21 protein-coding genes are annotated in these 25,490 nt (G+C 45.3%); 11 read left to right on the top strand and 10 right to left on the bottom strand.

Annotated features, from left to right (window positions below):
• Positions 1 to 79 precede the first annotated feature (79 nt).
• On the bottom strand, positions 80 to 820 hold the full coding sequence (locus K5L93_RS11775; protein WP_220720020.1) for a substrate-binding periplasmic protein: 741 nt from the start codon (positions 818 to 820) through the stop codon (positions 80 to 82).
• Positions 821 to 1,347: 527 nt separating this feature from the next.
• Between K5L93_RS11775 and K5L93_RS11770 the strand changes: the two genes are divergently transcribed.
• Positions 1,348 to 2,538 (top strand): ROK family protein, encoded by a 1,191-nt coding sequence (locus K5L93_RS11770; protein WP_220720019.1) that lies wholly within the window; start codon positions 1,348 to 1,350, stop codon positions 2,536 to 2,538.
• A 59-nt stretch (positions 2,539 to 2,597) separates the two neighbouring features.
• On the opposite strand, the gene K5L93_RS11765 is transcribed toward K5L93_RS11770, so the two are convergent.
• Genes K5L93_RS11765 through K5L93_RS11755 form a run of 3 tightly spaced genes read right to left on the bottom strand, consistent with a single transcriptional unit; the run spans position 2,598 to position 3,787 of the window.
• Complete coding sequence (locus K5L93_RS11765; protein ID WP_220720018.1) at positions 2,598 to 3,020, bottom strand: DUF6691 family protein; 423 nt, start codon at positions 3,018 to 3,020, stop codon at positions 2,598 to 2,600.
• Positions 3,013 to 3,441, bottom strand: a complete 429-nt coding sequence (locus K5L93_RS11760) for a YeeE/YedE family protein (RefSeq protein ID WP_220720017.1) — start codon at positions 3,439 to 3,441, stop codon at positions 3,013 to 3,015. Before K5L93_RS11760 ends, K5L93_RS11765 begins: the two co-directional genes overlap by 8 nt.
• Positions 3,442 to 3,490: 49 nt before the next feature.
• Entirely contained in the window at positions 3,491 to 3,787 is a 297-nt protein-coding gene (locus K5L93_RS11755) for an ArsR/SmtB family transcription factor (RefSeq protein WP_220720016.1), read from the bottom strand.
• A 154-nt stretch (positions 3,788 to 3,941) separates the two neighbouring features.
• Here K5L93_RS11755 and K5L93_RS11750 point away from each other — a divergent pair, with 154 nt between their 5' ends.
• The 4 genes from K5L93_RS11750 (at position 3,942) to K5L93_RS11735 (ending at position 10,162) form a co-directional block, all read left to right on the top strand.
• A complete protein-coding gene (locus K5L93_RS11750; protein ID WP_220720015.1) occupies positions 3,942 to 4,127 on the top strand; it encodes a YgaP family membrane protein in 186 nt (61 codons plus the stop codon).
• 86 nt (positions 4,128 to 4,213) lie between these two features.
• Complete coding sequence (locus K5L93_RS11745) at positions 4,214 to 5,902, top strand: FAD-dependent oxidoreductase (RefSeq protein WP_220720014.1); 1,689 nt, start codon at positions 4,214 to 4,216, stop codon at positions 5,900 to 5,902.
• Positions 5,903 to 5,957: 55 nt separating this feature from the next.
• Positions 5,958 to 6,977, top strand: a complete 1,020-nt coding sequence (locus K5L93_RS11740; protein WP_220720013.1) for an efflux RND transporter periplasmic adaptor subunit — start codon at positions 5,958 to 5,960, stop codon at positions 6,975 to 6,977.
• 2 nt (positions 6,978 to 6,979) lie between these two features.
• A complete protein-coding gene (locus tag K5L93_RS11735; protein WP_220720012.1) occupies positions 6,980 to 10,162 on the top strand; it encodes an efflux RND transporter permease subunit in 3,183 nt (1,060 codons plus the stop codon).
• A 61-nt stretch (positions 10,163 to 10,223) separates the two neighbouring features.
• On the opposite strand, the gene K5L93_RS11730 is transcribed toward K5L93_RS11735, so the two are convergent.
• Positions 10,224 to 12,548: a starch-binding protein gene (locus tag K5L93_RS11730; RefSeq protein WP_220720011.1), complete on the bottom strand. Its 2,325-nt coding sequence runs from the start codon at positions 12,546 to 12,548 to the stop codon at positions 10,224 to 10,226.
• A 465-nt stretch (positions 12,549 to 13,013) separates the two neighbouring features.
• On the opposite strand from K5L93_RS11730, the gene K5L93_RS11725 reads away from it, so the two are divergent.
• A complete protein-coding gene (locus K5L93_RS11725) occupies positions 13,014 to 14,648 on the top strand; it encodes a glycoside hydrolase family 13 protein (RefSeq protein WP_220720010.1) in 1,635 nt (544 codons plus the stop codon).
• Between the two features lie 88 nt (positions 14,649 to 14,736).
• On the opposite strand, the gene K5L93_RS11720 is transcribed toward K5L93_RS11725, so the two are convergent.
• On the bottom strand, positions 14,737 to 15,036 hold the full coding sequence (locus K5L93_RS11720; RefSeq protein ID WP_246615042.1) for a DUF2498 family protein: 300 nt from the start codon (positions 15,034 to 15,036) through the stop codon (positions 14,737 to 14,739).
• 79 nt (positions 15,037 to 15,115) lie between these two features.
• Positions 15,116 to 16,006: a DMT family transporter gene (locus K5L93_RS11715; RefSeq protein ID WP_220720009.1), complete on the bottom strand. Its 891-nt coding sequence runs from the start codon at positions 16,004 to 16,006 to the stop codon at positions 15,116 to 15,118.
• A 187-nt stretch (positions 16,007 to 16,193) separates the two neighbouring features.
• On the opposite strand from K5L93_RS11715, the gene K5L93_RS11710 reads away from it, so the two are divergent.
• From K5L93_RS11710 to yegD, 3 genes are all read left to right on the top strand, one after another.
• Positions 16,194 to 17,069 (top strand): AraC family transcriptional regulator, encoded by an 876-nt coding sequence (locus K5L93_RS11710; protein WP_220720008.1) that lies wholly within the window; start codon positions 16,194 to 16,196, stop codon positions 17,067 to 17,069.
• Between the two features lie 16 nt (positions 17,070 to 17,085).
• Positions 17,086 to 17,988, top strand: coding sequence for a transglutaminase-like domain-containing protein (locus tag K5L93_RS11705; RefSeq protein ID WP_220720007.1), 903 nt, complete (start codon positions 17,086 to 17,088; stop codon positions 17,986 to 17,988).
• 467 nt (positions 17,989 to 18,455) lie between these two features.
• Positions 18,456 to 19,823 carry a molecular chaperone gene (yegD, locus tag K5L93_RS11700; protein ID WP_220720006.1) on the top strand — a complete coding sequence of 456 codons (1,368 nt, stop codon included), beginning with the start codon at positions 18,456 to 18,458 and terminating at the stop codon, positions 19,821 to 19,823.
• Positions 19,824 to 19,827: 4 nt separating this feature from the next.
• Here yegD and K5L93_RS11695 read toward each other — a convergent pair whose 3' ends face one another.
• Complete coding sequence (locus tag K5L93_RS11695; protein ID WP_220720005.1) at positions 19,828 to 21,084, bottom strand: sensor domain-containing diguanylate cyclase; 1,257 nt, start codon at positions 21,082 to 21,084, stop codon at positions 19,828 to 19,830.
• 136 nt (positions 21,085 to 21,220) lie between these two features.
• Here K5L93_RS11695 and K5L93_RS11690 point away from each other — a divergent pair, with 136 nt between their 5' ends.
• A complete protein-coding gene (locus tag K5L93_RS11690; RefSeq protein ID WP_220720004.1) occupies positions 21,221 to 21,871 on the top strand; it encodes a hypothetical protein in 651 nt (216 codons plus the stop codon).
• 60 nt (positions 21,872 to 21,931) lie between these two features.
• Here the strand turns inward: K5L93_RS11690 and K5L93_RS11685 are convergent, their stop codons facing one another.
• Positions 21,932 to 23,758, bottom strand: coding sequence for an ABC transporter ATP-binding protein (locus K5L93_RS11685; RefSeq protein ID WP_220720003.1), 1,827 nt, complete (start codon positions 23,756 to 23,758; stop codon positions 21,932 to 21,934).
• Positions 23,759 to 24,062: 304 nt separating this feature from the next.
• Positions 24,063 to 24,956 (bottom strand): LysR family transcriptional regulator, encoded by an 894-nt coding sequence (locus tag K5L93_RS11680; RefSeq protein WP_220720002.1) that lies wholly within the window; start codon positions 24,954 to 24,956, stop codon positions 24,063 to 24,065.
• Positions 24,957 to 25,109: 153 nt separating this feature from the next.
• Here K5L93_RS11680 and K5L93_RS11675 point away from each other — a divergent pair, with 153 nt between their 5' ends.
• Positions 25,110 to 25,466 carry a MaoP family protein gene (locus tag K5L93_RS11675; RefSeq protein ID WP_220720001.1) on the top strand — a complete coding sequence of 119 codons (357 nt, stop codon included), beginning with the start codon at positions 25,110 to 25,112 and terminating at the stop codon, positions 25,464 to 25,466.
• Positions 25,467 to 25,490: the final 24 nt, after the last annotated feature.

Raw genomic sequence — 25,490 nt, 5'->3', positions numbered from 1 at the left:
ACAATAAAAATCAAGGAGATAGATCTAACCATGCAATAGAAAAATAACGATCCGGATTTGCTTGGCTAAGCTGTCTATTCTAAATATTACGGGAAGCATGATCATGACCCTCATGGTCCTGATGCTCATAAGACTTTTTACAATTACGCAAAGCGGAGTTAAATCGCCGTAAAAAGTTTGGATGGAGCGCTAGCCATGCCGTTGAGAAATAACTACTTAAATCTGCTTGGCTAAGGTGTCTGATTTCAATGTTGCGAGTAACGTGACCATGACTTTTCTCATATTCATAGATTTCATCGGGCCCCACAATCGCGTCGATGCGCCCTAACTGCAGCAGCTCAAATAAAATGTGGTAATCATGTCGAGCATGTATATTGGGGTAATCGTGCTCGATTAACCAATTATGCATTGCGGATTTATACAATACACCTATCTTTAATTCTTTCATCGCTGCACTGTGTAGCTCTACATCCACTTTATTCACGCTAAATAGGCTGCGATAAGTAACAATCAAAGGCTCGCTTGCGGTTGCAAAACGGTCTCTTTCGGCAGTACGATTTAAAACAAAAACACCATCAAACTGGCCTGATTTGAATTCTTTAATTGCACGCCCAATCGGTCTTAGGTCAAGCTCATAGTCTTGTTCTATTGCGGTTAAGCTACATTGCATTAAGCTAACCATAGAGCCACTAACAACATCATGTTCTAGTTCTTGATAAGGCGGTAAGTGATGAGTCACCAAACGCAAGGTATGAGCATGGCTCCATGATGAAGCCAATAAAAACAATGCAAACCAGCACCACTGTATACCTTTGTACACAAAAAAATCCTTATGCTTATTAATGCGGCCTATTAATCCTAACCGTTAAATGCGCGCATACTTAATGAATCGTTTCGCGTGTCGGTTTTTCATAACGTGACCGCTACCACGCTTAAAAAATCTGTTAATAGAACAACCAAGTTTCGTAATTTCTTGTAACAAGTTTAACGCATAAACTTTAATCAACTTGAACATATTGCAAATAAATTGAGCTTTAGGGGTAATTTGTTTAAGTGCGAAGTGAACGCCGTTCTCTTCAGGCCTGGTAATGTTTCCTTGCATTACTAGTAGCATTTTCCTTTCCTTTCTGGATGAATTACCAAGCCCCGCCTTTTATGGCGGGATTTTTTTGTTGAAGCGCAATGTTATTTACAATATCGTCATTATACTCTTTGGCAGGTTTAGCTCAGCCCTTGACAAGGAATTTAGATAAGCGTGACAGATCTAACAAATCCCCAAGAAAGAGATTCTTATTCCCTTTAAAACGCGTATTTTTGAAATGGAAGTAGTTACTTAGCCGATTTAGCATGAAAAAAATCACCGACACCGAACTTATAAGAAGTGCCAACCGCCGAGACATTATTCAAACTCTGCGCATCCATGGTGAGCTTGCACGTGTAGAAATTGGCGAACACACCAAATTAAGCCCCGCTACCATTACATCGATCACCTCTGAGCTAGTTCAACAAGGAGTAATGATTGAACAGAGTGTTGTACTAGAACCCAGCAGTGGGCGCGGGCGGCCAAAAGTAAAACTACAACTTAACAACCAAGCTGCATTTTACTTAGCGATAAAACTATCGATTAATGAAGTACGTTTTATGCTGGGTAATACATCGGGCGCCATAGTGGCTCAGTCTACCCAAGCCATGTTAACTGTCACGCTAAATCAAAAACAGCTGGTTGATGCCTTATCTAAAGCCATCGAAGAATTTATTCAACAGCATGAGATTAAACACAGTTTATTACGTGGCCTAGGTTTAGCTGTACAAGGGGTGATAGAAACTGCAGGTAAAGGCATATTGTGGAGTCCCGCTGTAAAAGGCAAGCAGCTAAATTTAGTTGAGCTGTTGCAGGAAAAAATCCAATTACCGGTATATATTGCCAACGACGCAAACTGCCTAGCGGTTGCCTTAACCCAGCTACCTAAATACCGAACATTGGATAATTTAGTCGCTATCCAGCTTGGTTATGGTGTGGGTATGGGGCTAATTGTTAACGGCGAGCTTTATCAAGATGCCAGCGCAGCCACTACCGAATTTGGCCACACTAAGTTTAGCCTAAACGGCCCGCAATGCCGTTGTGGTGGTCGAGGCTGCATCGAGGCCTATGTAGGTGATTACGCCATTTACCGCGACGCAAGTGCCATTTACAACTTGCCACCCACAGACATGCTGCACCCCTCAGAAAAACAGATGCTCGAACTAAACCAACTGACCGAACAAGACAATCCAGCAATGGCGCAGATTTTCTCCCAAGCTGGTACCGTTTTGGGTATGGGTCTTGCGAATATCATGGCGCTATTTAACCCGCAAAAAATTGTCATATCCGGCCCAGGTATTCGCGCTTATAAATACATGAGTAAGTCGATGCATAGTACGCTAACCGACAACCTCCTGCCCTACCATAAAACTGAAAATGTGGTTGAAAAACACGACTGGGATGAAGACATGGCAGGCCTTGGCATGATAACCATTATCCAACAGCATACCGACTAACCAACTTTTCTAGCCAAAAGGGGGCTTTAAGCTCCCTTTTGGCTTTAGTAGCACTTAGTTTAAGCGCGAGAGAATAGACGTTTGCTTAAGTAATGCCCCAATAACATGCTCAACAAGAACCAATAAATAGCGGCTTCACCCCGCAGCAAACTCGCCACTGCGGGCCCTGGGCAAATACCTACCATACCCCAGCCAATACCAAATAGTACCGAGCCACCGATCAAACGCTTAGTAATAGCCTGATTGGTTGGCACACAACGATACTCATCACCATTAATAGCGCGTCCTCTGGGTTTTATAATCAGGTGGTAAAATGGTGTAAATACCAATAGTGCTCCGCCAATAACAAAAGCCAAGCTTGCATCCCAAGCACCAAATACATCTAAAAAGTTAAGTACTTTATTGGGATCTACCATTTGCGAGATATTCATTCCCAAACCAAATAACAGCCCTGTAATCAAACCAACTATTATTTTATACATAACCTGCTCCTAAATAGGCGCTCACTCCAACCACGAGAGCGGCGGTTATCATAAACACCCCAGTGGCAACTATCGAACGAGGTGAAAAGCGACCAATACCACATATACCGTGCCCACTGGTACAGCCATTAGCCAACTGAGTACCTACACCAACGGCAAGCCCGGCAAACACTATCCACGCTAGAGAGTAATTTGGCAGTACAGGCACGCTAACACCAAGAGGCTGAGTCACCAATACGCTGGCAGCCATGGCTCCAACAAATGCAACCCGCCAAGGCCATTCACTTTTGGCTGCACCAAAAATTCCTCCCAATACACCGCTGATACCTGCGGTTCTGCCACTTAACAGTAATAATAGAGACGCAGACAAGCCCAAAAGCATGCCCCCCAACAGGGCGCTCCATGGGGTAAAATTACTCATAAATAACTCCAAACGTTTAAATCAAAAAATAGCTTAAGGCGGTCGCAGCTTAACGACAAAATTGTTGTTGTAAGCTATTCAGCAGTTGCTTGATACGCGGGTCAGCAAGACAATAATAGACGTTTTGTGCTTCTTTGCGCACTTCCACTAAACCACTTTCTCTTAGCACCTTTAGATGCTGAGAAAACGCTGATTGGCTGTTCTGGCTGAACCGACGTAATTCAGTGACGCCCATTTCACTATCACTTAGCAAACACAATACTACTAGGCGATCTGGGTGAGCGATGGTCTTTAGTAGTTCACTCACCAACTTTGCATTTTCTCGCATAACCAACACATCTTGCATACAGCCCCCTTGTTACTTGCCGCCATTATACAAAGCACAATAAATTAGTCAAATCTAATTTAGATTAAAATAATTTAGATTAATTTATATTAGCTGGTTGCGAATTAGATTTTACTAATATATAGTGATGACAGACTTAACAAGGAGAACGATCATGTCATTAGAAAATGTTGTTCGTATTTTTGCAGGAGCGATGGTGCTACTTTCACTGGCATTAACCCAGTGGGTTCACCCAAACTTTATTTGGTTTACGGTTTTTGTCGGTTTTAATTTGATTCAAAGTGCAATCACCGGTTTTTGCCCAGCCGCGATGGTATTTAAGCGCCTAGGGTTTAAGTAGTAAATCATTGATATAAATCATCTTTATAATTAGTTTTTGTTCTGCCATTGAGCAGCGCAGCTATAGTTAAATTTTTGGAGTTTGTTATGCGTAAGATTGTTATCGTAGGTGGTGTTGCTGGAGGCGCATCCGCGGCTGCCCGAGCTCGCCGCTTAAGTGAAACCGCCGAGATTGTTATGTTAGAGCGAGGCCCGTTTATTTCTTTTGCGAACTGCGGCCTGCCCTACCATATTGGTGGTGATATCGAACAACGCGATGCATTATTACTGCAAACTCCGGAGAGTTTTAAAGCCCGATTCAACGTTGATGTAAGGGTGATGAATGAAGTCATCAGCATTGATCGAGAAAATAAAACGGTCACTATTCGCGATCTGCTAAACCAACAAGACTACCAAGAAAGCTACGATGCTTTAATATTAAGCCCTGGCGCGGCCCCCATTGTACCGCCACTTCCCGGCATTCAAAACAATCGCACATTTTCACTGCGCAATATTCCTGACATGGATAAAATTATTGCTAGCATCGACACCAACAAACCTAAACATGCCACCGTTGTGGGTGGCGGTTTTATTGGTATCGAGATGGCCGAAGCTTTAATTCAACGCGGTATAAGTACCAGCCTGATTGAATTATCACCACAGGTTATGGCCCCTGTAGACCCAGAAATGGCCAGCCCTTTACATCAAGAGCTTCGCCACCACGGGGTTGACCTTCATTTAGGTGTTGCGTTAGAAGCGGTATTTCCATCAAACCATGAGAAAGAGGATGAATTAGCCAACCTTGATCCTCAAGCCTTGGAGTTACGCCTAAGTAACGGGGACATACTAGAGACTGAATTACTAATTATGGCAATTGGGGTTAAACCCGAAACCACATTGGCCAAACTCGCCGGACTTGAGCTAGGCGAGCTAGGTGGTATTAAAGTAAATAGTCAATTACAAACCTCTGACCCGGCTATTTACGCAGTGGGTGATGCGATTGAAGACCCTGATTTTGTCACCGGGGACGCTGCGCTAATCCCACTGGCAGGCCCTGCCAATCGTCAAGGCCGCATGGTCGCTAATAATATCTTTGGTGCTAACGAGCACTATCAGCGCAGCCAAGGCACCGCTATTTGTAAGATCTTCGATATTGCCGTGGCCTCTACCGGCTTAAATGAAAAAACCTTAAAGAGAAAGGGACTTGATTATCAAAAAGTATACCTGCACGCGGCCAGCCATGCGGGTTACTATCCTGGCGCACATCCGATTAATCTCAAGCTATTATTTCATCCGCAAAGTGGTTTGATTTATGGTGCTCAGGCAGTGGGTAAAGACGGTATAGACAAACGTATCGACGTACTTGCAGTAGCCCAGCGCGCCGGAATGACAGTATTTGACTTACAACATCTAGAACTGACTTATGCTCCACCTTTTGGCAGCGCCAAAGATGTGGTTAACCAAGCAGGCTTTGTTGCGGCCAATAGTATTGAAGGCACAACTCACTTGTGCCACAGCGAAGAGCTTAATCAGCCCACTGATCAGCAGCTCATTTTAGATGTGCGTAACCCTGGTGAGCTAGAAAAACTAGGCGCAATCCCTGGCGCGATAAACATTCCGGTAGACCAACTACGTGACCGCATAGCTGAGCTACCTAAAGATAAAGAAATTTTAGTTTATTGCATGGTGGGCTTACGTGGCAATGTTGCCTATCGCCAACTGGCTAATCATGGCTTCAAGGCTAAAAACTTAAGTGGTGGTTATAAAACATGGTTAGCCAATCAAGCAACTAAATAGCATTAAACCGGCGCTCTATAACAGCGCCGTTTTTTTACCAGGAGGGTAATCAATAATGCAAACTCTAGTCACTGTTTTTCTTGGCCTGCTATTGTTTGCAGCCAATACCGCTGGGGCAGCACAAGCTGAGCTCGAAAACTTCACCGTAAGCTCACAAGCGATCCCGATTACCGTTGAGCTAGATGCCGTTATTGAAGCGGTTGACGCCGCAACACTAGCCGCACAAACATCAGGCAGAGTGCTTAAGCTCTATTACGACGTAAATGATTTTGTTGAAAAAGACTCGGTCATTTTAGAAATCACGAGCACTCAACAATCTGCCTCTTATGCTTCGGCTAATGCCCAGCTTAGTCGTGCTATTGCACAAAACAACGAAGCCCAACGTCAATGGCAACGACTGCAAAAACTTTACCCCCAAGGGGCGGTGTCAAAGGGTCAGCTAGACCAAGCAGAAACTGAAGCCAAGGCGGCCCAAAGCGCCGTTCACGCGGCAAATGCAGCATTAATTCAAGCAAAAGAAACCTTAGATTACACGGTAATTAGAGCACCTTTTTCCGGCATTGTGACCCAGCGGCATGTGCAGTTAGGCGAAACCATTTCTCAAGGTCAGCCACTATATTCTGGCTACTCATTAGAGAACATGCGAGCGATTGCTCATATTCCGCAGCGCTATCTTGATGTGATCAATAGCGATACCCAGTTTTTTGTTACACTTGCCGGGCAAACAGAGCTGCAGTCAAACAATTTCACTATTTTCAGACATGCCGATCCGCAGTCCCACTCGTTTAAAATTCGCCTCAACCTGCCTACAGACAATGCCGTTATGTACCCCGGCAGCTGGGCCAAACTGGGTTTTAGTTATGGCCAACGTCAGCAAATATGGGTGCCCCGCTCCACGGTGCTAGAACTTAACGAACTGAGTGCCGTCTACTTAAAAACCAGTCAAGGTTATCGTCTTAATCAAGTGCGCTTAGCCGATACTAACGCAGACCAAGTTCAAGTGCTTTCGGGGCTAGAAAATGGTGATGTCATTGCGTTGTCAGCCTATCAAGCAATGCTAGATAAGGAGCAATAGTCATGGGCATAGCTGGACGCATTGGAGAGCGTTTTCTGCACTCGCCAATAACCCCATTGTTAGCCTTAGTGGGCTTATTAATGGGGATATTTTCGGTAATCATCACCCCCAAGGAAGAAGAACCGCAAATTGATGTGACTTTTGCCGATGTTTACATCCCATTTCCGGGTGCAAGCCCCAAAGAGGTTGAGCATTTAGTCACCCTACCTGCTGAAAAAATAATATCAGAGTTAAATGGTATCGACACTTTGTATTCCTTCTCTCAACCTAATGGTGCAATGCTCATTGTGGTGTTTGAGGTAGGCGTTAAGCGAAACGATGCCATTGTCAGTTTATACAATCAAATCTACGCTAATTTAGACAAATTACCTACCGGCGCAGGTGTTGGCCACCCCTTAATTAAACCACGAGCGATTGACGATGTACCCATCGTAAGTCTGTCCCTTTGGGACGAGAGCCAGCAACTAAGTCCCTTCGAATTAACCAAAGTTGCTCACACTCTAGAAACCGAACTGAAACGGATCCCAGGTACTAAAGATGTGTACACCTTGGGCGAGCAACCGTTAGTTGCTTCAGTGCGCATTGATCCGGTCAAACTAAATGCTTATGGTGTTGAGTTTAAGCAAATCGCTCAGCAGCTTCAGGCAAATAACCTGCAATCAGACTTGGTTGAGCTAATTCAAGACAATCAAGTGATCAAAGTGCAAACTGGACAGTTTTTACAAACCGCCAGTGAACTAGAAAACTTGGTAATTGCAGTCCGCCAGCAACAAGCGGTATACCTCTCAGATGTCGCAGAGGTCAGCCTTAGTGCCGAGCTGCCCAGCCAAAGCGTGTGGCTGGTAAACCAGCAAGGTAGCTTCCCTTCGGTGACCATTGCCATTGCCAAACAAGCCGGTACAAATGCGGTGCAACTGGCTGAACAAATTGAACAGCGCATCAATCAACTAGACAACGTGTTGATCCCTCATCAAGTGAGCCACCAGCTTAGCAGAAACTATGGTGCCACCGCAGCAGACAAAGCCAATACGCTGATAGCTAAACTCATTTTCGCCACTGCCGCAGTGGTACTTTTAGTATTAATTACCATGGGCTGGCGCGAAGCAGTAGTGGTAGGCATTGCCATTGTAATTACTCTAGCCATTACTCTTTTTGCCTCTTGGGCGTGGGGCTTTACCTTAAATAGAGTGTCGCTTTTTGCGCTTATTTTCTCCATTGGCATACTCGTTGATGACGCCATTGTGGTGGTAGAGAACATCCACCGACACATGGGGCTAGCGGCCAATGACCCAAATAAACCCGATTTATTAAGCATTATTCCACAGGCAGTAGATGAAGTTGGTGGACCCACTATTTTAGCCACTTTTACGGTAATAGCCGCCCTGTTACCCATGGCCTTTGTCTCCGGCTTAATGGGGCCTTACATGAGCCCTATTCCGATTAATGCCAGCCTCGGGATGCTTATTTCCTTGTCAGTTGCCTTTGTGTTGTCACCTTGGCTCAGCGCCAAGCTACTGAAAAGTAGCGCCCATGGCGGAGCTGAGCCATCAAAAGAATCTAAATTACAGCGTCTCTTTGAAGGCCTAATTGGTCCGTTTCTGGATAAACAACATGGCCGAAAAGCCCGTGGTTTATTGTGGTTAGCAGTAATACTCATGATAATCGCAGCAATTGCCTTGCCGCTAAATAAGCTGGTGGTAATGAAGATGCTGCCCTTTGATAACAAATCTGAATTTCAGGTAATGGTCGATCTGCCAGAAGGGCGCAGCTTAGAGCAAAACCAACGCTTATTACTCGAGCTTAGTGATTACCTCATGACAGTACCTGAAGTTGCTGATTTACAACTGTATGCCGGCACTACCGCTCCGATAAACTTTAATGGTTTAGTGCGCCACTACTTCATGCGTAACAGCCAAGAACTCGGAGATATTCAAGTAAATCTGGTTGATAAATCGGAACGAGATCGCGATAGTCACAGCATCGCTAGTTCTGTACGTAAACAATTACAAGCAATAGGCTTACCTTATCAAGCCAATATTAAGGTGGTAGAGGTACCGCCCGGCCCACCGGTTTGGTCGCCCATCGTAGCGGAAGTATATGGCCCTAGTGACGAGATTCGCCAGCAAGCCGCCAATGCCTTGATGCAGCATTTCCATAATACCCCAGACATCGTTGATATCGACATCATGCTACCTGACCCACAAAGCCAATGGCGGGTAACTATAGATCGCTCTAAAAGCTCACTACTAGGGATTAACTATAGCGACATTGTAGAAGTAATTAGCACTGCCGTTGGCGGTAGCGATGTGAGCTACCTACATAGCGAGCAACAACAATACCCAGTGCCGATCCGCTTGCAGCTACAAGAGGGCGATAAACTAGATTTAGAGCAAGTGCTTAATCTACGTTTAACTAACCTACAAGGCCAAGCAATACCTTTAAGTGAGCTAGTGAGCATTAAACAGGGTACCATTAACTTACCAATCATGCATAAAAATGCCATTCCCATGGTTATGGTCATGGCCGACATGGCAGGCGAGTTAGACAGTCCATTATATGGCATGTTTGATATGGCGCTAAGTGCTGAAGAGGCAGGCTTACCCTTTGCTCAACATTATATAAAGCAACCTGACGGGCTAAGTGACATTGCAATTTTGTGGGATGGCGAGTGGAAAATCACCTATGAAACATTCCGCGATATGGGCCTAGCTTATGCGGTAGGTATGATCATGATTTATCTATTAGTAGTTGCACAGTTTCGCTCTTATTTAGTACCGCTGATTATTATGGCTCCAATTCCACTAACCATCATTGGGGTGATGCCTGGACACGCTTTGTTAGGAGCACAGTTTACTGCTACCTCGATGATTGGCATGATTGCATTAGCGGGGATCATTGTGCGAAATTCGATTTTACTGGTCGATTTTATTAATCAGCAAACCGCTGCAGGCATGCCATTTTCTAAAGCAGTAATTAGCTCGGGTGCGGTAAGAGCCAAGCCGATAATGTTAACAGGCTTAGCCGCTATGATTGGCGCATTGTTTATCTTAGACGACCCAATTTTTAACGGGCTAGCGATTAGTTTAATCTTTGGCATATTGGTGTCGACCTTGCTCACCTTAATCGTGATTCCGGTTTTATACTTCGCCTTAATGCGCAAACACCAGCCAAGCGAAATAGCTTAAGCTTTACTCATAAAAAAGCCCGGTGTAAACCGGGCAAAAAGCTGAGACGCATAAAAACAATTTACTGCGCGTTTACCGTAATATCTTTGGTAGCGCTATTGAAGTTGATGCGATAAGTAGTGTTGTCAGACACTTGGTAATCCGCATTTGGATACGCTTCTGTCCAGTTACCACTATCTATTTTAAAGCGTGCTGGCGCTTCTTCACCATTAAAGCTTTGAACGGTGTAGTACAAACCACTAGCACTATCGTAATCAAGTTGAGTTGTCCCCCAAGCATTTGGCGTACCGCGGAAGTACCATACTTCGTCGCCGCCATTGTCAGGGTTTCCGCCAACACAGTTAGTTGCAGCTACCCAGCTACCTTGGGCATAACACAATACATCGCCTGTAGTATTTAGGTCTGCGCTTTGATTGGCGCCACTATCATTAAAGATAATGTTTAAGCTGCTTAGCTTAGTGCCAAAGTCGTGACAGTAGTAAGCACCTTTTTGCACCATTGCCACACCTGGCCATTGCGCATTAGCAACCGAGGTTTCAGCTGAAACCGACCAGTAGTAAAGTGTTGGATTACTAAAGCCAGCTTGGTTGTCGTAGCAAACTTCTGTGCCACCTACAGGATCTGGATTCGAGTCGCTAATGTCAAAGCCACAAGCCTCTAGGCTGCTCCAGCTACCGTCTTTATAACAACCGGCACCCGCTGCAGTTAAGTCAGCCGTTTTATTAGCGCCGTTGTTGCTGAAGATAGCATTGATACTGGTAAGTGAGACCCCTAGATCATGACAATAGAAATCGCCGTTCTTCTGCATGGCTACACCAGGCCATGTTGCATTGGCAAGGCTGCCAGCAGGCTGTGCTCCCCAGTAGTACAAAGTAGGTAAGTTTTCCGATGTACAAATAGAGCTAGCCGCTACTGGGGTAGCTGGCTCTGGGTCAGTTCCACAGTTAGAAGTGCATGGGCAATCAGCACCAGTACAAACATCACCAATTTTTGCACCAACATGAATTGCTGCAGCTTGGTCGCCGCCCACAGTAAAGTTAGCTTGACCACCACTCACCGTAATCACCGATTGGCCGCTTGAATCAGCAGCAGCGTTACATTGGCCAGTGCTCTCATCAAAGTTAGCTTCGATAATGTTACAGTACTGCCCGTCTGGCATGCCTGTATCAAAGCTTTGATTAATTGAGCTACCGGAACGTTTGTTGATAACAACAAAACCTAAACCGCCACGACCGAAGGCTATTTGGTCGTTACCACCTTGCCACCAGTTGGTAATACTCCACTCACCAGCAGTATGGTTACGGAAACCCACCATGTTAGCAATGCCGCGCCACTTGTGCTCACACACCCAGTTGCCGCCGTCAAAACCACAAGCATTACCAGTATGTACGCCGCTGCTAGGTGGACCTGCATCAAAGTCACCGTTGAAGTAGTAACCCGACATGATTTTTGGGTAACCATAAGGGTAGGCTAGCGCAAAAATATTCGCTAAGAAGTAGCCGTCACCTTGAACACCATGCCAGATTGGGCCACCTGGATTATGACGCTCTTCATCGTGGTTGGTCACAAAGGTCACCGCATCGGCGCTAGATAGCTCCATTTGGTTGCCTAAATCAGGTAACCACGCAATATTGCTATCACGAAAAGCAGGACCTAACTTACGGGCAAATTCAAACTCAGTAACATCACCAATGTAAGTATATTCGCTTGGACGAACTGGCTCGCCTGGCGCGCCAATCACTTCTTGGAAGATGTAAGGGTTACCGTTTAACTTGCCTTTAATCGCGGCAATATCACCTGCCGGGATGTGCTTGGCTGCATCAATACGGAAACCTGCTACGCCCATACTTATCGCATCATTCATGTAATCTGCAATTTTTTGGCGCACATACTCTGAGCCAGTTTTAAGATCATTTAGCCCCACCAAATCACAGTTTTGTACCTGCCAGCGATTTCCGTAATCGATATCACTGGTACAAGAATTAAAGTCATTTGGTCCGTAAGGTACTTCAGGGAAGTTTCTATCGTAAGCTGCCATGTGGTTAATTACGGCATCTACGTAGATATCTACCCCAACGTTTTTACAACGCTGTACCATATCTTGGAATTGACCACGGCTACCACTGCGTCCTTCAAAGGAATAACTAACTGGTTGGTAGCGGCTCCACCACGCGCCAGCGTTGTGAGATTTAGTTGGAGGTGAGACTTGCACCGCGGCAAATCCTTTTGGTCCTAGGAAGGTTTCACACTCTTGTGCAATGTCTTCCCATTTCCATTCGAAGAGGTGTACAAAGGCGGTCCTAGGTGCCGCCGTGACGCTGGACGCATAGCCCAACGCCGCACCAGCTAGCAGAGCGCTAGTGGCGAGTTTGCTGAATTTTCTCATTGTTACTTTCCCATGTAATCTTAGAGCGTCTCTTTAAGACTCAACTCATCACCACTCTTTGGTGTTTTGCGATGAGGGGCAGACTAACCACTGGAAAGAACCACAAGTAAAACACAACCTTAACTATCCATAGTTAATTTACCGCTTTTTTAATCTACGCTTAATTTTTGAACGATGAAGATAGGTACTCACTTATTGAGCATCGGCTCACAAAGATCTTTGTTTTTGGTTAATGATGTTTGACAGCGATCAAAATTCAAACAATTACCCTTCTATTAAAGATCTTCAATCCCCCTTGCAAACTAATCATCTGTAAAGAAAACACTCCGAACCAGCTTATAAACAGCCTTACAGGCGGCATAAACACTGAGCTTAATAATGATTAGCATTAAAAATAGCAAACTATTCTAATCAAATAAGAGGGTTTACAATGCAAGTAATTCGTAGCAGTAAAAGAATTTAATCATGAACCAACAATGGTGGCATTCGGCGGTTGTTTATCAGGTTTACCCACGCAGTTTTTGTGATAGTAGCGGCGATGGCAACGGCGATTTAAAAGGCATTATTAGCAAGCTAGATTATCTGGAAAAGCTGGGCATCGACCTTATTTGGCTATCGCCTGTTTATCTTTCTCCAATGAAAGACAATGGTTACGACATTGCCGACTATCAGGCCATAGATCCGCGCTTTGGGAACATGAACGACATGCGCCAGTTAATCCATCAAGCTAAACAGCGTAACATCGGCATAATGATGGACTTGGTACTTAACCATACCTCCGACCAACATCATTGGTTTAAGCAAGCAAAACAAAGCCGAGATAACCGCTACCGCGATTATTATATTTGGCGAGACCAAACTAATCAGATCCGCTCCATTTTTAGTGGCCCTGCCTGGCAATATGATCCCGTCACTAGCCAGTATTACTTTCACCTGTTTGCCGATGCTCAGCCCGATCTCAACTGGGAAAACCCAGCCGTAGCAAAAGAAATTCATCAAATGATTTCTTGGTGGGTAGAGCAAGGCGTGGCGGGCTTCCGTTTAGATGTGATTGATTTAATTGGCAAACAAATTGACCAAGGTATTACCGAGAATGGTCCGCGTTTACACCCGCTATTGCAGCAAATGCATCAAGCTTGTTTCAAAGATAAAAAGCTGGTGACCGTGGGCGAAACTTGGGGGGCCACACCCGAGATAGCCAAGTTGTATTCCGATCCGCGTCGCGAAGAGCTGTCGATGGTATTTCAGTTCGAACACGCCGCCCTAGATTGGCACCCCGAACATGGAAAGTGGCAAGTACAAGATTTTGATTTAGTTGCCTTAAAGAAGGTGCTTAGCAAATGGCAAACCGCCTTTGATGGCGATGGCTGGAACGCCTTATTCTGGAACAATCATGACTTACCACGCATTGTTAGCCGCTGGGGCAATGACGGAGAATACCGCGAAGCCAGTGCCAAGTTGTTTGCAACGCTGCTGCATGGCATGCAAGGCACCCCGTACATTTATCAAGGCGAAGAAATCGCCATGACCAACGTACAATTTGACGAGTTAAGCGATTACGATGACATAGAAATTAAAAATAGTTACCAAGAAAAAGTGGTAGAGCAGCAAAGCTTAAGACATCAACAATTTATGCAAGGTGTCTATCAAAGCGCCCGTGATAATGCCCGCACTCCCATGCAGTGGGATAACTCTGACAATGCTGGCTTTAGTTGTGGGCAGCCGTGGCTCAAGCTTAATCCCAACTATCAGCAAATAAATGTTGCTGATGCGCTTGCCAATCAACACTCGGTGTTTTATCACTACCAACGCTTAATCGCACTGCGAAAATCCAGCAAATTTAGCGATACCTTAATCTACGGCAGTTACCAATTATTATTGGAAGAGCACCCTCATATATTCGCGTATATTCGCCAATATCAGGAGCAAAGGCTGCTAATTGTCGCCAATGTCAGCCAACAAACTCAAGCCTTGAGTTTAGATTACAAGCTTGCAGAAGTGGTGCTGGATAACCTTCAGCCGGAGGATGAATCAGAAGTAGATTTAGCTCAGCTTAACTTAGCGCCCTACCAAGCCATTATCTATTTGCTAGCGGATTAATTAGCGATACAAAGACCAGCTAAGCCATTGCCTTTACAATACTTAGCGCCTTAACAGGCGGTAATCGATGCGCTAAATAGCTAAAAGCTTATTCGCTAAGGGTGTATTGCTCTGATAGGCGATGACACAGCCATTTGTACAAGTTAAAAGCTTTTGGGCTATTACTTGTAGGTAATAAATCATCGTCTAAAAAGGCTTCACCCTTAAAGGTAAGCACATCACGCTGTTGTGATACTTCGCGAACTTCTATTCCAGGAATATAGTCTTCGTGCTCGCGCAGTAGCTGATTGGCCAGATCAATCAAATCTTGTTGGCTTATTGCTTGTTTAGTCATCACACCATGAGTATTTGGGTAAATATGAATTTTAGCATACACAGATGTGGCCACTTACCCTAGCGTCAAGATCAAAACTTGTGGCGCTTTTCTCAGCTTAAAAAACTGAGATAAAACGCAATAAGCCAAGTAGCTAAACCGCTTGTTTTTTACCGCGCCATTGTTGTATCAATAAGCCACTAATAATTAACACTAAACCTAAGTATGTTGCAGGCTCTATCACTTCGTTCAAAAAATAGCTGATAAAAAACAGCGACAAAAATGGCGATATAAAAATCAGGTTGCTGATACGAGCAGTATTGTTAGTAAATTTTAATGCCAATACCCAACAAACAAAGGCAATGCCCATTTCAAACAAACCTACATAAGCCGCGCCCAGCCAAGCCTTTGCATTAAAGCTGGGTAAGCCATCACTCCACCAACAATAGGCTAGTACCATTGGCAGGCTAAAACAAAAGGCCACCAGCAAACTCGCCACTGGGTCGCCAGAGTTACGGGTATTAATAATCCAATAGCCTGCCCACAACAAGGTGCTAAACAGTGCCAGCAGAACGCCTAGCACACTGTCAAATTGCATGCTGAGCAAATCACCACGGGTCGCAATTACTAACACCCCAAAATAGCCTAAGGCCATGGCAAGCAGATCTTGCTTACGCAACTGCTGCTTTAAAAAGGGGACCGCCAGCAAAGCTAAGGTAATTGCCCAGGTATAATTAAGTGACTGAGCTTGCTGAGCAGGCAATAAGTCATAGGCTTTGAACAGTACTAAATAATAAAGGAAGGGATTTATAGCACCTACCAGCAAAAAGAAGCCGGGTCGCTGCTTAGCGTAGCTTAACGCTAAAGGCAGTTTGCGTTGCCATAACAACACACCACTTAACAGCAAAATTGAAGTTACTGAAGCCAGCAATACCAATTGAATGGGGCTTAACCACTGCAGCGCTAACTTAAAAGCAGTGGCCACCGTAGACCACATTAACACTGCACTTATGCCAAATGCATAGGCTTTAGTTTGTGTATTCATTATTACTTTACTATTTCCGACCAAGGGGCTCAGTGTATTCGGCATAACTGGCTAGAACAAGCCTTTAAAGTTTCAACGTGTGCGGCGAAATGCTTGAAGAATTAAGCTTAAGCAATGCGCAAGAATGGAAAAGAAAATAACTCACAAACTGGCTACACTGATTTGAAGTCAAGTAATTGAGTCCAACATGGCAAGCCAACAACAGCGAATCAATACGGTTAAAAGACAAGTAGAACAAACTCTTGATAGCCAACTGGATATTGATCAGCTGGCTGCCTTAGCCTGTGTTTCACGCTTTCATTTTTGTCGACTATTTCATGCCTATGTCGGCGAAAGCATTTATGCTTATCGCAAGCGTTTGTTGCTAGAGCGTTCGTTAAATCACCTAAGGTTTAGTCAACAACCCTTAGTCGATATCGCCAGTCAAAGCGGCTATCAAAACCAAGCATCCTTTAACAAAGCGTTTAAACAACAGTTTGAGCAAACACCGCTTCAAGTAAGAAATCAGGGCTGGCTTCCGCCTTCTCCAGAACAATCTAACAAGCTTACCCCTAAAGCTGTTAGCCAAGTTGAGGTAATCGATCTCGCGCCACAAGCGGTATTGTGTTCACGCGAACGAGGTCCTTACGCGCAGGCTGCCCCCAAAGCCTGGCGCCAGCTATTTAGCACTTGCAATAAAGTGGGTTTAGATACTCAGCAAAGCACTATGATTGGTGTCTCCTACGATGATCCTAAGGTTACCCATCCGGAGCAAGTGCGCTTTGATGCTTGCCTAAGTTTACCCATTGAACAAACAAACCACGCCCGCTTGCCCTGCACTTCACAACTTGCCGAGCTGGGTATTCAACAAATCACCTTAGCAGGCGGTAAGTTCGCTAAGCTGCGCCACCACGGAGGCTACGCCAGCATCGCTAACAGCTATCAAGTGCTGCTGCGCGACTGGCTGCCGCAGTCAAGCTATCAGCTTCGAGACGCCAATTGCTTAGAGATCTACCACCATAAAACAACCGATAGCGTCCCGGAAAAAGCCCTAATAACAGACCTTCTACTGCCCATTAACTAGCCAAAGGCAAGCACCCATGACCTCTTCAATTGATTACGCCAGTTTTAGTGAGTTTAGCGACCCCAAAAGCTATTTGTCGCAACTGCCAAATTGCCAAGCGGATATCGCCGAACTGGTTAAGTGCGTGCAAAACAACTTGGTTCATCCCTATTGGTTGCAACACTACCAACTCAACCCAGATTTCACCCAGCGCCTAGACGAAATGCAAACTCGCAGCGTGCAGCAAAAGCTAAAGCGCTTAAGCAATACCGAAGGGCCGCTGCTTGCGGACAAACCTGCTAGCCAAAGAATGCTTGGGAACTGTCGAGATTTTGCCTTACTGCTCTGCACGTTATTACGCGCTCAAGGTATTGCAGCGCGCTTGCGTTGTGGTTTTGCCGCCTACCTCGGCATGCACCCTTACGAAGACCATTGGATATGTGAGTATTGGCAGAACAAGCAACAACGCTGGATAAAAGTAGACGCCCAGCTTGATGCCAAGCAACAAGCCCTATTAAACATTAGGTTTGATCCACTAGACCTGCCAGATGAGCAATTTATTTACGCAGGCTCTGCCTGGCAATTATGCCGACAAGAACCAGAACGTGCCCAGCAGTTTGGCATTTTGAGCATCACTGGCTGGCCATTGCTGCAAGGCAATTTACTGCGCGACATATTTGCCCTAAGTAAAATCGAGTTGCTTGCCTGGGACAGCGGCTGGGGACTCAACAAACACTATTTTGAATACAGCCAAGTCCCCCAAGAGCTAAGTCTTCTTGATCAACTGGCAGGGGCAAGTGCCAACTCACAGGCAGTTCAAGCTTACACACTTAGCCAGCATTCATCGCTAGCTCTCCCCCAAGATTGGCAATGGCAACAGGCACCCAGCATCCAAACCTTGTTGCAACAAGTAGCAAACCCAACAAACACGATAAGCTAACGCCGCTATTTAGTTTAGTGGCCTGTAATAGCAACACCCCTTTCACCGTTGAAGCTCAAGTCCCATATTGCCGCTGCTCTTTAAACACCCCTGCTTGCTATCCGCTAACGCTTAATAGAGAGCAGATAGCAAAGCGAGAGAATGTAAGCAGTTAGTCTTTCAAAGCTGCATTGCCTCTAGTGAGCGCAGACAAATGCCAGCTTATGTCGAAGTTAACCAAGCCTCTACCCTTCTGGTAGTTTTAAACAACCACAAATACAGGCTAATTTCCGCCAGAGCGCATCTTGCCTATCAAGTTATTGACGGCAATAACTACTTACGATAGCAATCAAGAAAACTATCTATTTACCATAATTAATGCTGACTTAAACGAGTAACCCCAAGGCTTACAGTGGCAGAAACGCTATACTCAAGACCTTAATTTTGCTACTCTGCGCGACCTTTTTTGCAGGTATAAGGCGTAGCTTATGAGTCATTTAATTGCAGGTTTCGATTTTGGGACTTCTAACTGTGCAGTCGGTGTAATGCAGGGAGAACAAGCGCAATTAGTTAGGCTTCCCGAGCATGGCAATTATATGCCCTCTACCTTATTTGCTCCCCAATCAGAGATGATTTGCGGCTGGTTATATCAGCAACTAGACACCCAAGGTAAGGCCCAGGCTTATCAGCAAGCACGTACTAACCAGCTAAGTGCTAGCTTACGCGCCTTAAAAGAACTCAAGCTAGATGGTTACGATGAACACCTAAGCTTTGGCCAACAAGCGCTAACAGAATACCTAGTCGATCCCGCCGATTGTTATTACGTACGTTCCCCAAAGTCATTTTTAGGTGCCAGCGGTATTCGCGAGCGTCAACAACAGCAGTTTGAAGATATTGCCGCCGCCATGATGTGGCACATAAGCCAGCAAGTGAAACAAAGCAGACAGGCCGACATGGCTAAAGTGGTGATTGGTCGCCCGGTTAACTTCCAAGGTTTAAATAGCGAAGTGAGCAACCAACAAGCCATTAGCATTCTTAGCAATGCCGCCCATTTTGTAGGCTTTAAGCAGGTAGAGTTTTTGTATGAGCCGATGGCCGCTGGTTTAAGCTATCAACAGCAATTACAGCAAGAGCAGCGAGTATTAGTCATCGACATCGGCGGCGGAACTAGCGATGTATCGATGCTAATTATGGGCCCAAACTACCTAGCCACACGCGATCATAAAGAATTAGTGCTCGGATACAACGGTGAACGGATTGGCGGAAACGACTTCGACATCGCGCTAAATTTTGAAACCCTGATGCCTAGCCTTGGTGCCAAACTAAACTTAGCCAGTGGCCAGCCAATGCCAATAAAACCCTTTTGGGATGCTGCTGCCATCAATGACTTCCCTGCGCAAACCCGCTTCTACGAAAAAGATACTCGCTTGTTATTGCAGCGCTTACTTAAAGAGCCGCAATTAAGCTCCCTAAGAGGTTTATTGCGTTTAAGCGAAGAGCGACAAACCTATCAATTAAGTGCCTGCGCCGAGCGAGCCAAAATTGCGTTAAGTGAAGCGAGTACGACTACTGTGGATTTGTCTTACTTACTGGAGCAACTAGAAGTAAACGTCAGCCAAGAGGCTTACCAGCAGGCAGCTGAACGACTGCTTAACAGCATTGCAGCACTTAGTGACGATGTTATCGCGCAAGCAGGTTGCCAACCCGAAGCAATATTCTTAACTGGCGGCAGCGCTAATTCACCCATGATTAAAAACTTCTTGGCCAAACGCTACCAAGCACCTTTAATTAGCGGGGATAACTTTGGTAGCGTAACCAGCGGCTTAACCTTGTGGGCCGACCATATCTTTGAATAAGTACCTATAGCTCATAAACTTGCGGGGCTAATTCCACCCGGTTTTTGCCGCGCTCTTTGGCAATATACAAAGCGCTGTCGGCCCGAGCAACCAGCGCTTCGGGGCTAGAATCATAGCTAGTTAACATTGCCAAGCCCATGCTAACGGTGGTGCTAAATTTATGCTCATCTTTAGTCACTTCAAGCTCGGCTAAATGCTCTCGGACTCGATTGGCTATTAGTAGTGCCTGCTCTTGCACTGTATTAGGCAACAATAACAAAAACTCCTCTCCGCCCCAGCGACATAAATAATCACCATTGCGCAGCACCTTAAGACTCTCGATGGCAAATACGCGCAAGGCTTCATCGCCAGAAGGGTGACCAAAGCGATCATTAATTTGTTTAAAGTTATCGATATCTAACAAAATACAACACAATGGGTGTAGCGAGCGCTTACTGATGGCAAACTCTTCGGTAAGAGTCTCGCTCATAGAACGGCGATTCATTAAACCCGTCAGCGGGTCATGGTTAGCTTGAAACTCCAAACGACGCTGATCATGATGTTGTTGCGTCACATCCATCATCACTGACTGCACCGCTGGTTTGCCATTCCAACTCACTACCGCTTCACTAATGTGCAACCAAGTAGACGTTCCATCCCGGCATACATACTCGGTTACCAATCTGTTGCTCTCAACCTCGCCTTGGATTAGTTGTTCATGCAGTTGTATCGCTTTGGGCTGATTTCCCTCAGGAATGAGTGACAGTAAACTGTCTAAAACTAACACCGCTTCAGGGCTATCATAACCTAGAATATTGGCCATCGCTTGGTTGCAATAAAGCGGCTCGAAAAAGCGGTGTACCACAATCCCCTGCAAAGAAGACTCTGTTAATAAACGATAACGTTGCTCACTTTGCTGTAGCTTTTTCTCCGCGGCAATTTGTGATGAAAAATCCACTAGAGTAATTTGTAAAGCAGGTTTACCCTGCCATTCGGTGAGGTGATCAATAGTTAACACCGAGAATTGCTCACCGTCTCGATTATAGTTTGCGTAGACTCTTACTTTAGGCCTCGCCTGACCACTCATTACTGCCTCGTAAGCGCTAATCGCTTCGTCGCGATCATCTTCAGCTATTAGATCCAGTAAAGAGGGCAAGGCCATAATATCTTCAGCACTATCGTAGCCGAACATCTGAGCATAGCGTTCGTCAGCGAACAGCGGCACAAAGTCCCGGTGGATCACGATTCCGTAATAAGCACTAATGTCAGAAACTTTGCCCATGCTTAACCATATTCAACTAAGGTAACTTAAGCGTAGTCAGGCAGGCTTATGAACTCAACTGTCAGTGGCTAACTACCACTAAATTAATAGTGCTGTTACATTGCTACTAGCTTTGCGATAAACCTGAGGAAAACCAATGAGAACCCTGTTAACAGTCGGCTTGTTAATACTCGGCCTAAGTCATCTCACCCTAGCCAGTGCTAATGAGTCTTCAGCCATGCTTGAGTCAAATTCTCCACAACTAAATATGCAATTACAGGTAGAAGTAGTAGGGATTGATAAAGCAGCGGCTCAGGCATCACAAGCTTTACGAGACATCGCCGATAGCGTTAATCAACTTGCTAGCAATCCAAAACTTAGCCCAGAGCAGCAACAGCACTTTCAGCAAACCCTTAACGCGGTAGAGCAGCTAAGCCAGCAGTTAGATAGCAGCTTGAAACAACTGCCCGATACCGTAGCGCAAAGCACCAAACCCATTGTGAACTTAGCTGATAAGTTATCCAGTGAAGTGCAGTTTTGGGTAATGATCATCTTAGTCAGTTTAGTGATAATCATTATTGTCGCTTTGTTAGCAATCTACTTTAGTGTGCTGGCACCAACTAGCCGAGCAGTGCTTAGCGCCACCGGGCAACTTAACCAACTGGCCTCTAGCTTAAAAATAACGGCAGAGTTAGTCGAGAAAACCGCCGCTCAAAATCAACATTTGCTGGAGCATTTAACGCCAGCACCACAGCGATTTAGCCAGCGCCAGCGCCAGCGCCAGCGGGCTAAAGCTGCTATTAAATAACTAACCTGTACAACAAAAAAGCCAGCATTTCTGCTGGCTTTTCGACACAAGCGATCAGGCTTAGTCACCCAAAAAACCACCGGTTTGATGCGCCCATAGCTGACTGTAAATACCATCACCCTTGATTAACTCGGCATGGCTACCTTGTTCTACAATCTCGCCTTTATCTAGCACGATTAAACGGTCCATGGCGGCAATCGTTGATAAGCGATGAGCTATTGCAATCACCGTTTTACCTTCCATCAGCTGATTCAAGCTAGTTTGAATTGCCGCTTCGACTTCCGAGTCCAATGCCGAGGTGGCTTCATCTAAGACCAAAATAGGCGCATCTTTTAGCAGTACCCGAGAAATCGCAATTCGCTGACGCTGACCGCCCGAAAGTTTAACCCCGCGCTCACCTACATGGGCATCGTAACCAGTACGGCCGTCTTGATCGCTAAGGCTTAAGATAAACTCGTGGGCTTTAGCTTGCTTGGCCGCTTCAATCATTTGCTCTTCACTTGCGTCAGGACGCCCATACAATATATTGTCGCGCACTGAGCGATGCAGCAAGGAAGTATCTTGCGTCACCATACCAATTTGCGCCCGCAGGCTATCTTGGCTCACTTGGCTAATATCTTGATCGTCGATCAAAATAGCGCCGCCTTCCACATCGTGAAAGCGCAGCAATAAATTAACCAAGGTGGTTTTCCCAGCTCCCGAGCGCCCCACCAAGCCAATTTTTTCACCCGCTTTAATTTGCAAGTTAAGCTTATCAATCACGCCGCTTTTTTCACCATAATGGAAACGAATATCACGGTAATGAATGCGGCTTTCGGTCACTTTAATCGGCTTAGCATCTTTTTTATCGGTAATGGTTTGCTCGGTGGTTAGGGTAGTCATGCCATCGGCCACGGTACCAATATTTTCAAACAAGGAACCAATTTCCCACATAATCCACTGCGCCATGCCATTAAGACGCAATACCAAGGCAATCGCTACTGCAATTGCACCTACCGATACATCACCTAGCGTCCAGAGGTAAATAGACAAAGCTGCAATACCAAAGGTTAGTAGGTAATTAGACAGTTGTACCGAGAAGTTAAGCCCTGTCACCAAGCGCATCTGTTTATGTACCGTCACCAAAAATTCGTTCATGCCTTCTTGGGCATAATCGGCTTCTCGCTGACTATGCGAAAACAGCTTTACGGTCGCAATATTCGTATAGCTATCTACGATTCTGCCACTCATTAACGAGCGGGCATTGGCCTGCTCAGTAGATATGCGCTTTAAACGCGGCACAAAATAAAACTGCACCCCAATATAAACCGATAACCACACTAGCATAGGCCAAATTAGTCGAATATCTGCTTGCGCCACCAATACCACCATGGCGGCAAAATAGACCAAAATGTACACCATCAGGTCGAGCAACTTCATCACTGTTTCGCGCACTGCGAGTGAGGTTTGCATAACTTTAGTTGCCACTCGCCCGGCAAAGTCATTGGCAAAAAACGACACACTCTGGCGTAACAAATAACGGTGAGCCGACCAACGAATCGCCATCGGGAAATTACCCAGCAAGGCTTGGTGAATCAATAAAGAATCCAGCAGGATCAGCAGCGGCATTACCACCAGCAAAGTGAGCCCCATCATCCATAAGGTTGCAGCCTCTTCACTAAAAAAGGTAGCAGGATCTTTAGTGCCCAACCAATCAACCAATTGCCCCATAAAGCCAAATAAGGCGACTTCACAAATGGCAATTAACGCTGCGATAATCGACATAAATAACAATGGTCTACCCATGCCTTGGCAGTAATGACGGCAGAACTGATACAAGCCTTTGGGTGGCTGTTCAGGCTCTTGTTTTGGGAAAGGAACGGTGAGCCGTTCAAAAAAGCTAAACATCTGGATATTCCTTGCAATAATGCTTGGTGTTACAACGAATTGGTTGGTGTTTGTACTCTAGCCTACTTTAGCGTCGTTGCGCAGCCCAATAGAGCAATAAACCCCAAATAAGAAAGGAGCGGCGGGTAACCTCATAGACAGAAGATAGCAAGTTAAGTGGAATAAAGCGCTGTGACTAAAACAGCAGGTTTACCACTAACTCTATGTCTCTCAGCCAGCGACATTCCAACATTTAGCTGCTGCATTAAGGAGATCCAACACAAATTAAGCAAGCTCACTGTAGCCAGCCTAATCAACAGAGTGCTTATTCCGCTGGCGGATTTTCTCCTGCTTGCTGCAATACGAAAGGACTGGTGGGTTCGCTGTTATCGAGTAATTTTTCTACTTGCTTAATTTGCGCTAACGCGGGTGAATCTTTGCGATAACTAAAGTAAATAGATCTTATCCACGGCTCAGAGCCTTCCACCAAATACAGCTGCTCACCTTCGACAAAAGGCGCCACTATCGAAGCTGGTAAATAACAAGCACCACTTTTTTCCAAAATAAAATCTAAAGCAATACGCCCAGTTGAAGTGCGTAAAAATGGTGGTGGCATTTTACTATGACGGGCCGCATGCTCTGACGCAAACCGGGTCCCCCAATCTACATAGACGTAGCCCTTGTCTAGGGCTTGCTGCTGATTTTGCACCACCGTAGAGACCATCACCAATTCAAGCTCAGCAACTTTACTGCAGTTTAATTCTTCCGACTTTAAAGGATCTAAGCCCACTGCAATATCAAGCGTACGCTCTAATAAGGCTCTCTGCATGTGCTCGCGCCCCAAGGTTTCGGCACTAAAAGCATAACCATCGAACACATCCGTAATAAGGCCTAAACAATGTTGCAAATAAGCATCCCATACATTGGGAGTACCGGCTAAAGCTAGCTGGATGGCATGCGCTTTAGTTAACAGAAGCTCGGCTTTAGATTGTTCCAGAGTACGTACCATATTCTCGGCATAGGCAATCAACTTCTCGCCAGAACTGGTAAGCTTGATTGCATTACGGTCACGGATAAACAGTTGGGTATCAAAAAAGCTTTCTAGCTGTTTAATGCGGGCGCTAACAGCGGCTTGAGTAATATATAAGTTCTCTGAAGCACGTCCAAAATGCTTTACCTTGGCCACTTCCAAAAACGTGCGAAATACTTTTACATCCATCTATTTACTTCTCCTCAGCTAAACTGAGGTTAACAAACAAATTTTGTTGTTACGACAAAAACAATTCGTTTTCTTGTTTGGTCAATAATCACTAACTTGCAGCCAACTTATCCCGCTGCCTAAACAGCCTTATTTCTCAGTTGGAGTGACCTCATGAATATCGATTTTCGCTTTGGCAACAAACGTTTTTATGACGACAAGCGCTTTAAACGCGGTTTTAGTAAATCTGGCGATTTCACCTTGATGGAATCAGAATTACTTAGCTTATACGGCGAAACCATGCGTGCCCTAGATGCTGGAGAAATTCTCCCGGAAGGAGAGCAAGAGAAACGTTTTTTATTAGTATGTAGCCAACAGATAGAGCCAGAGGGTAGACTAGAGAAGATATGGATGAAGTACAAAAAATTGGCACAAACTCGTCGTCGCTTTCACACCTTAAATAGTCGCGGTAAACCAAGCGCTGATAATTTCCAAAGTGAAGATGACACATTTATTATTGAAGATGACTAAGCAACTCACTGAACTTTTAACTAC

It is taken from the genome of Agarivorans litoreus (assembly GCF_019649015.1).
GTDB classification, from domain to species: domain Bacteria; phylum Pseudomonadota; class Gammaproteobacteria; order Enterobacterales; family Celerinatantimonadaceae; genus Agarivorans; species Agarivorans litoreus.
Note: the sequence above shows the minus strand (reverse complement) of the source record. Positions and strands in the feature narration are given on the sequence as shown.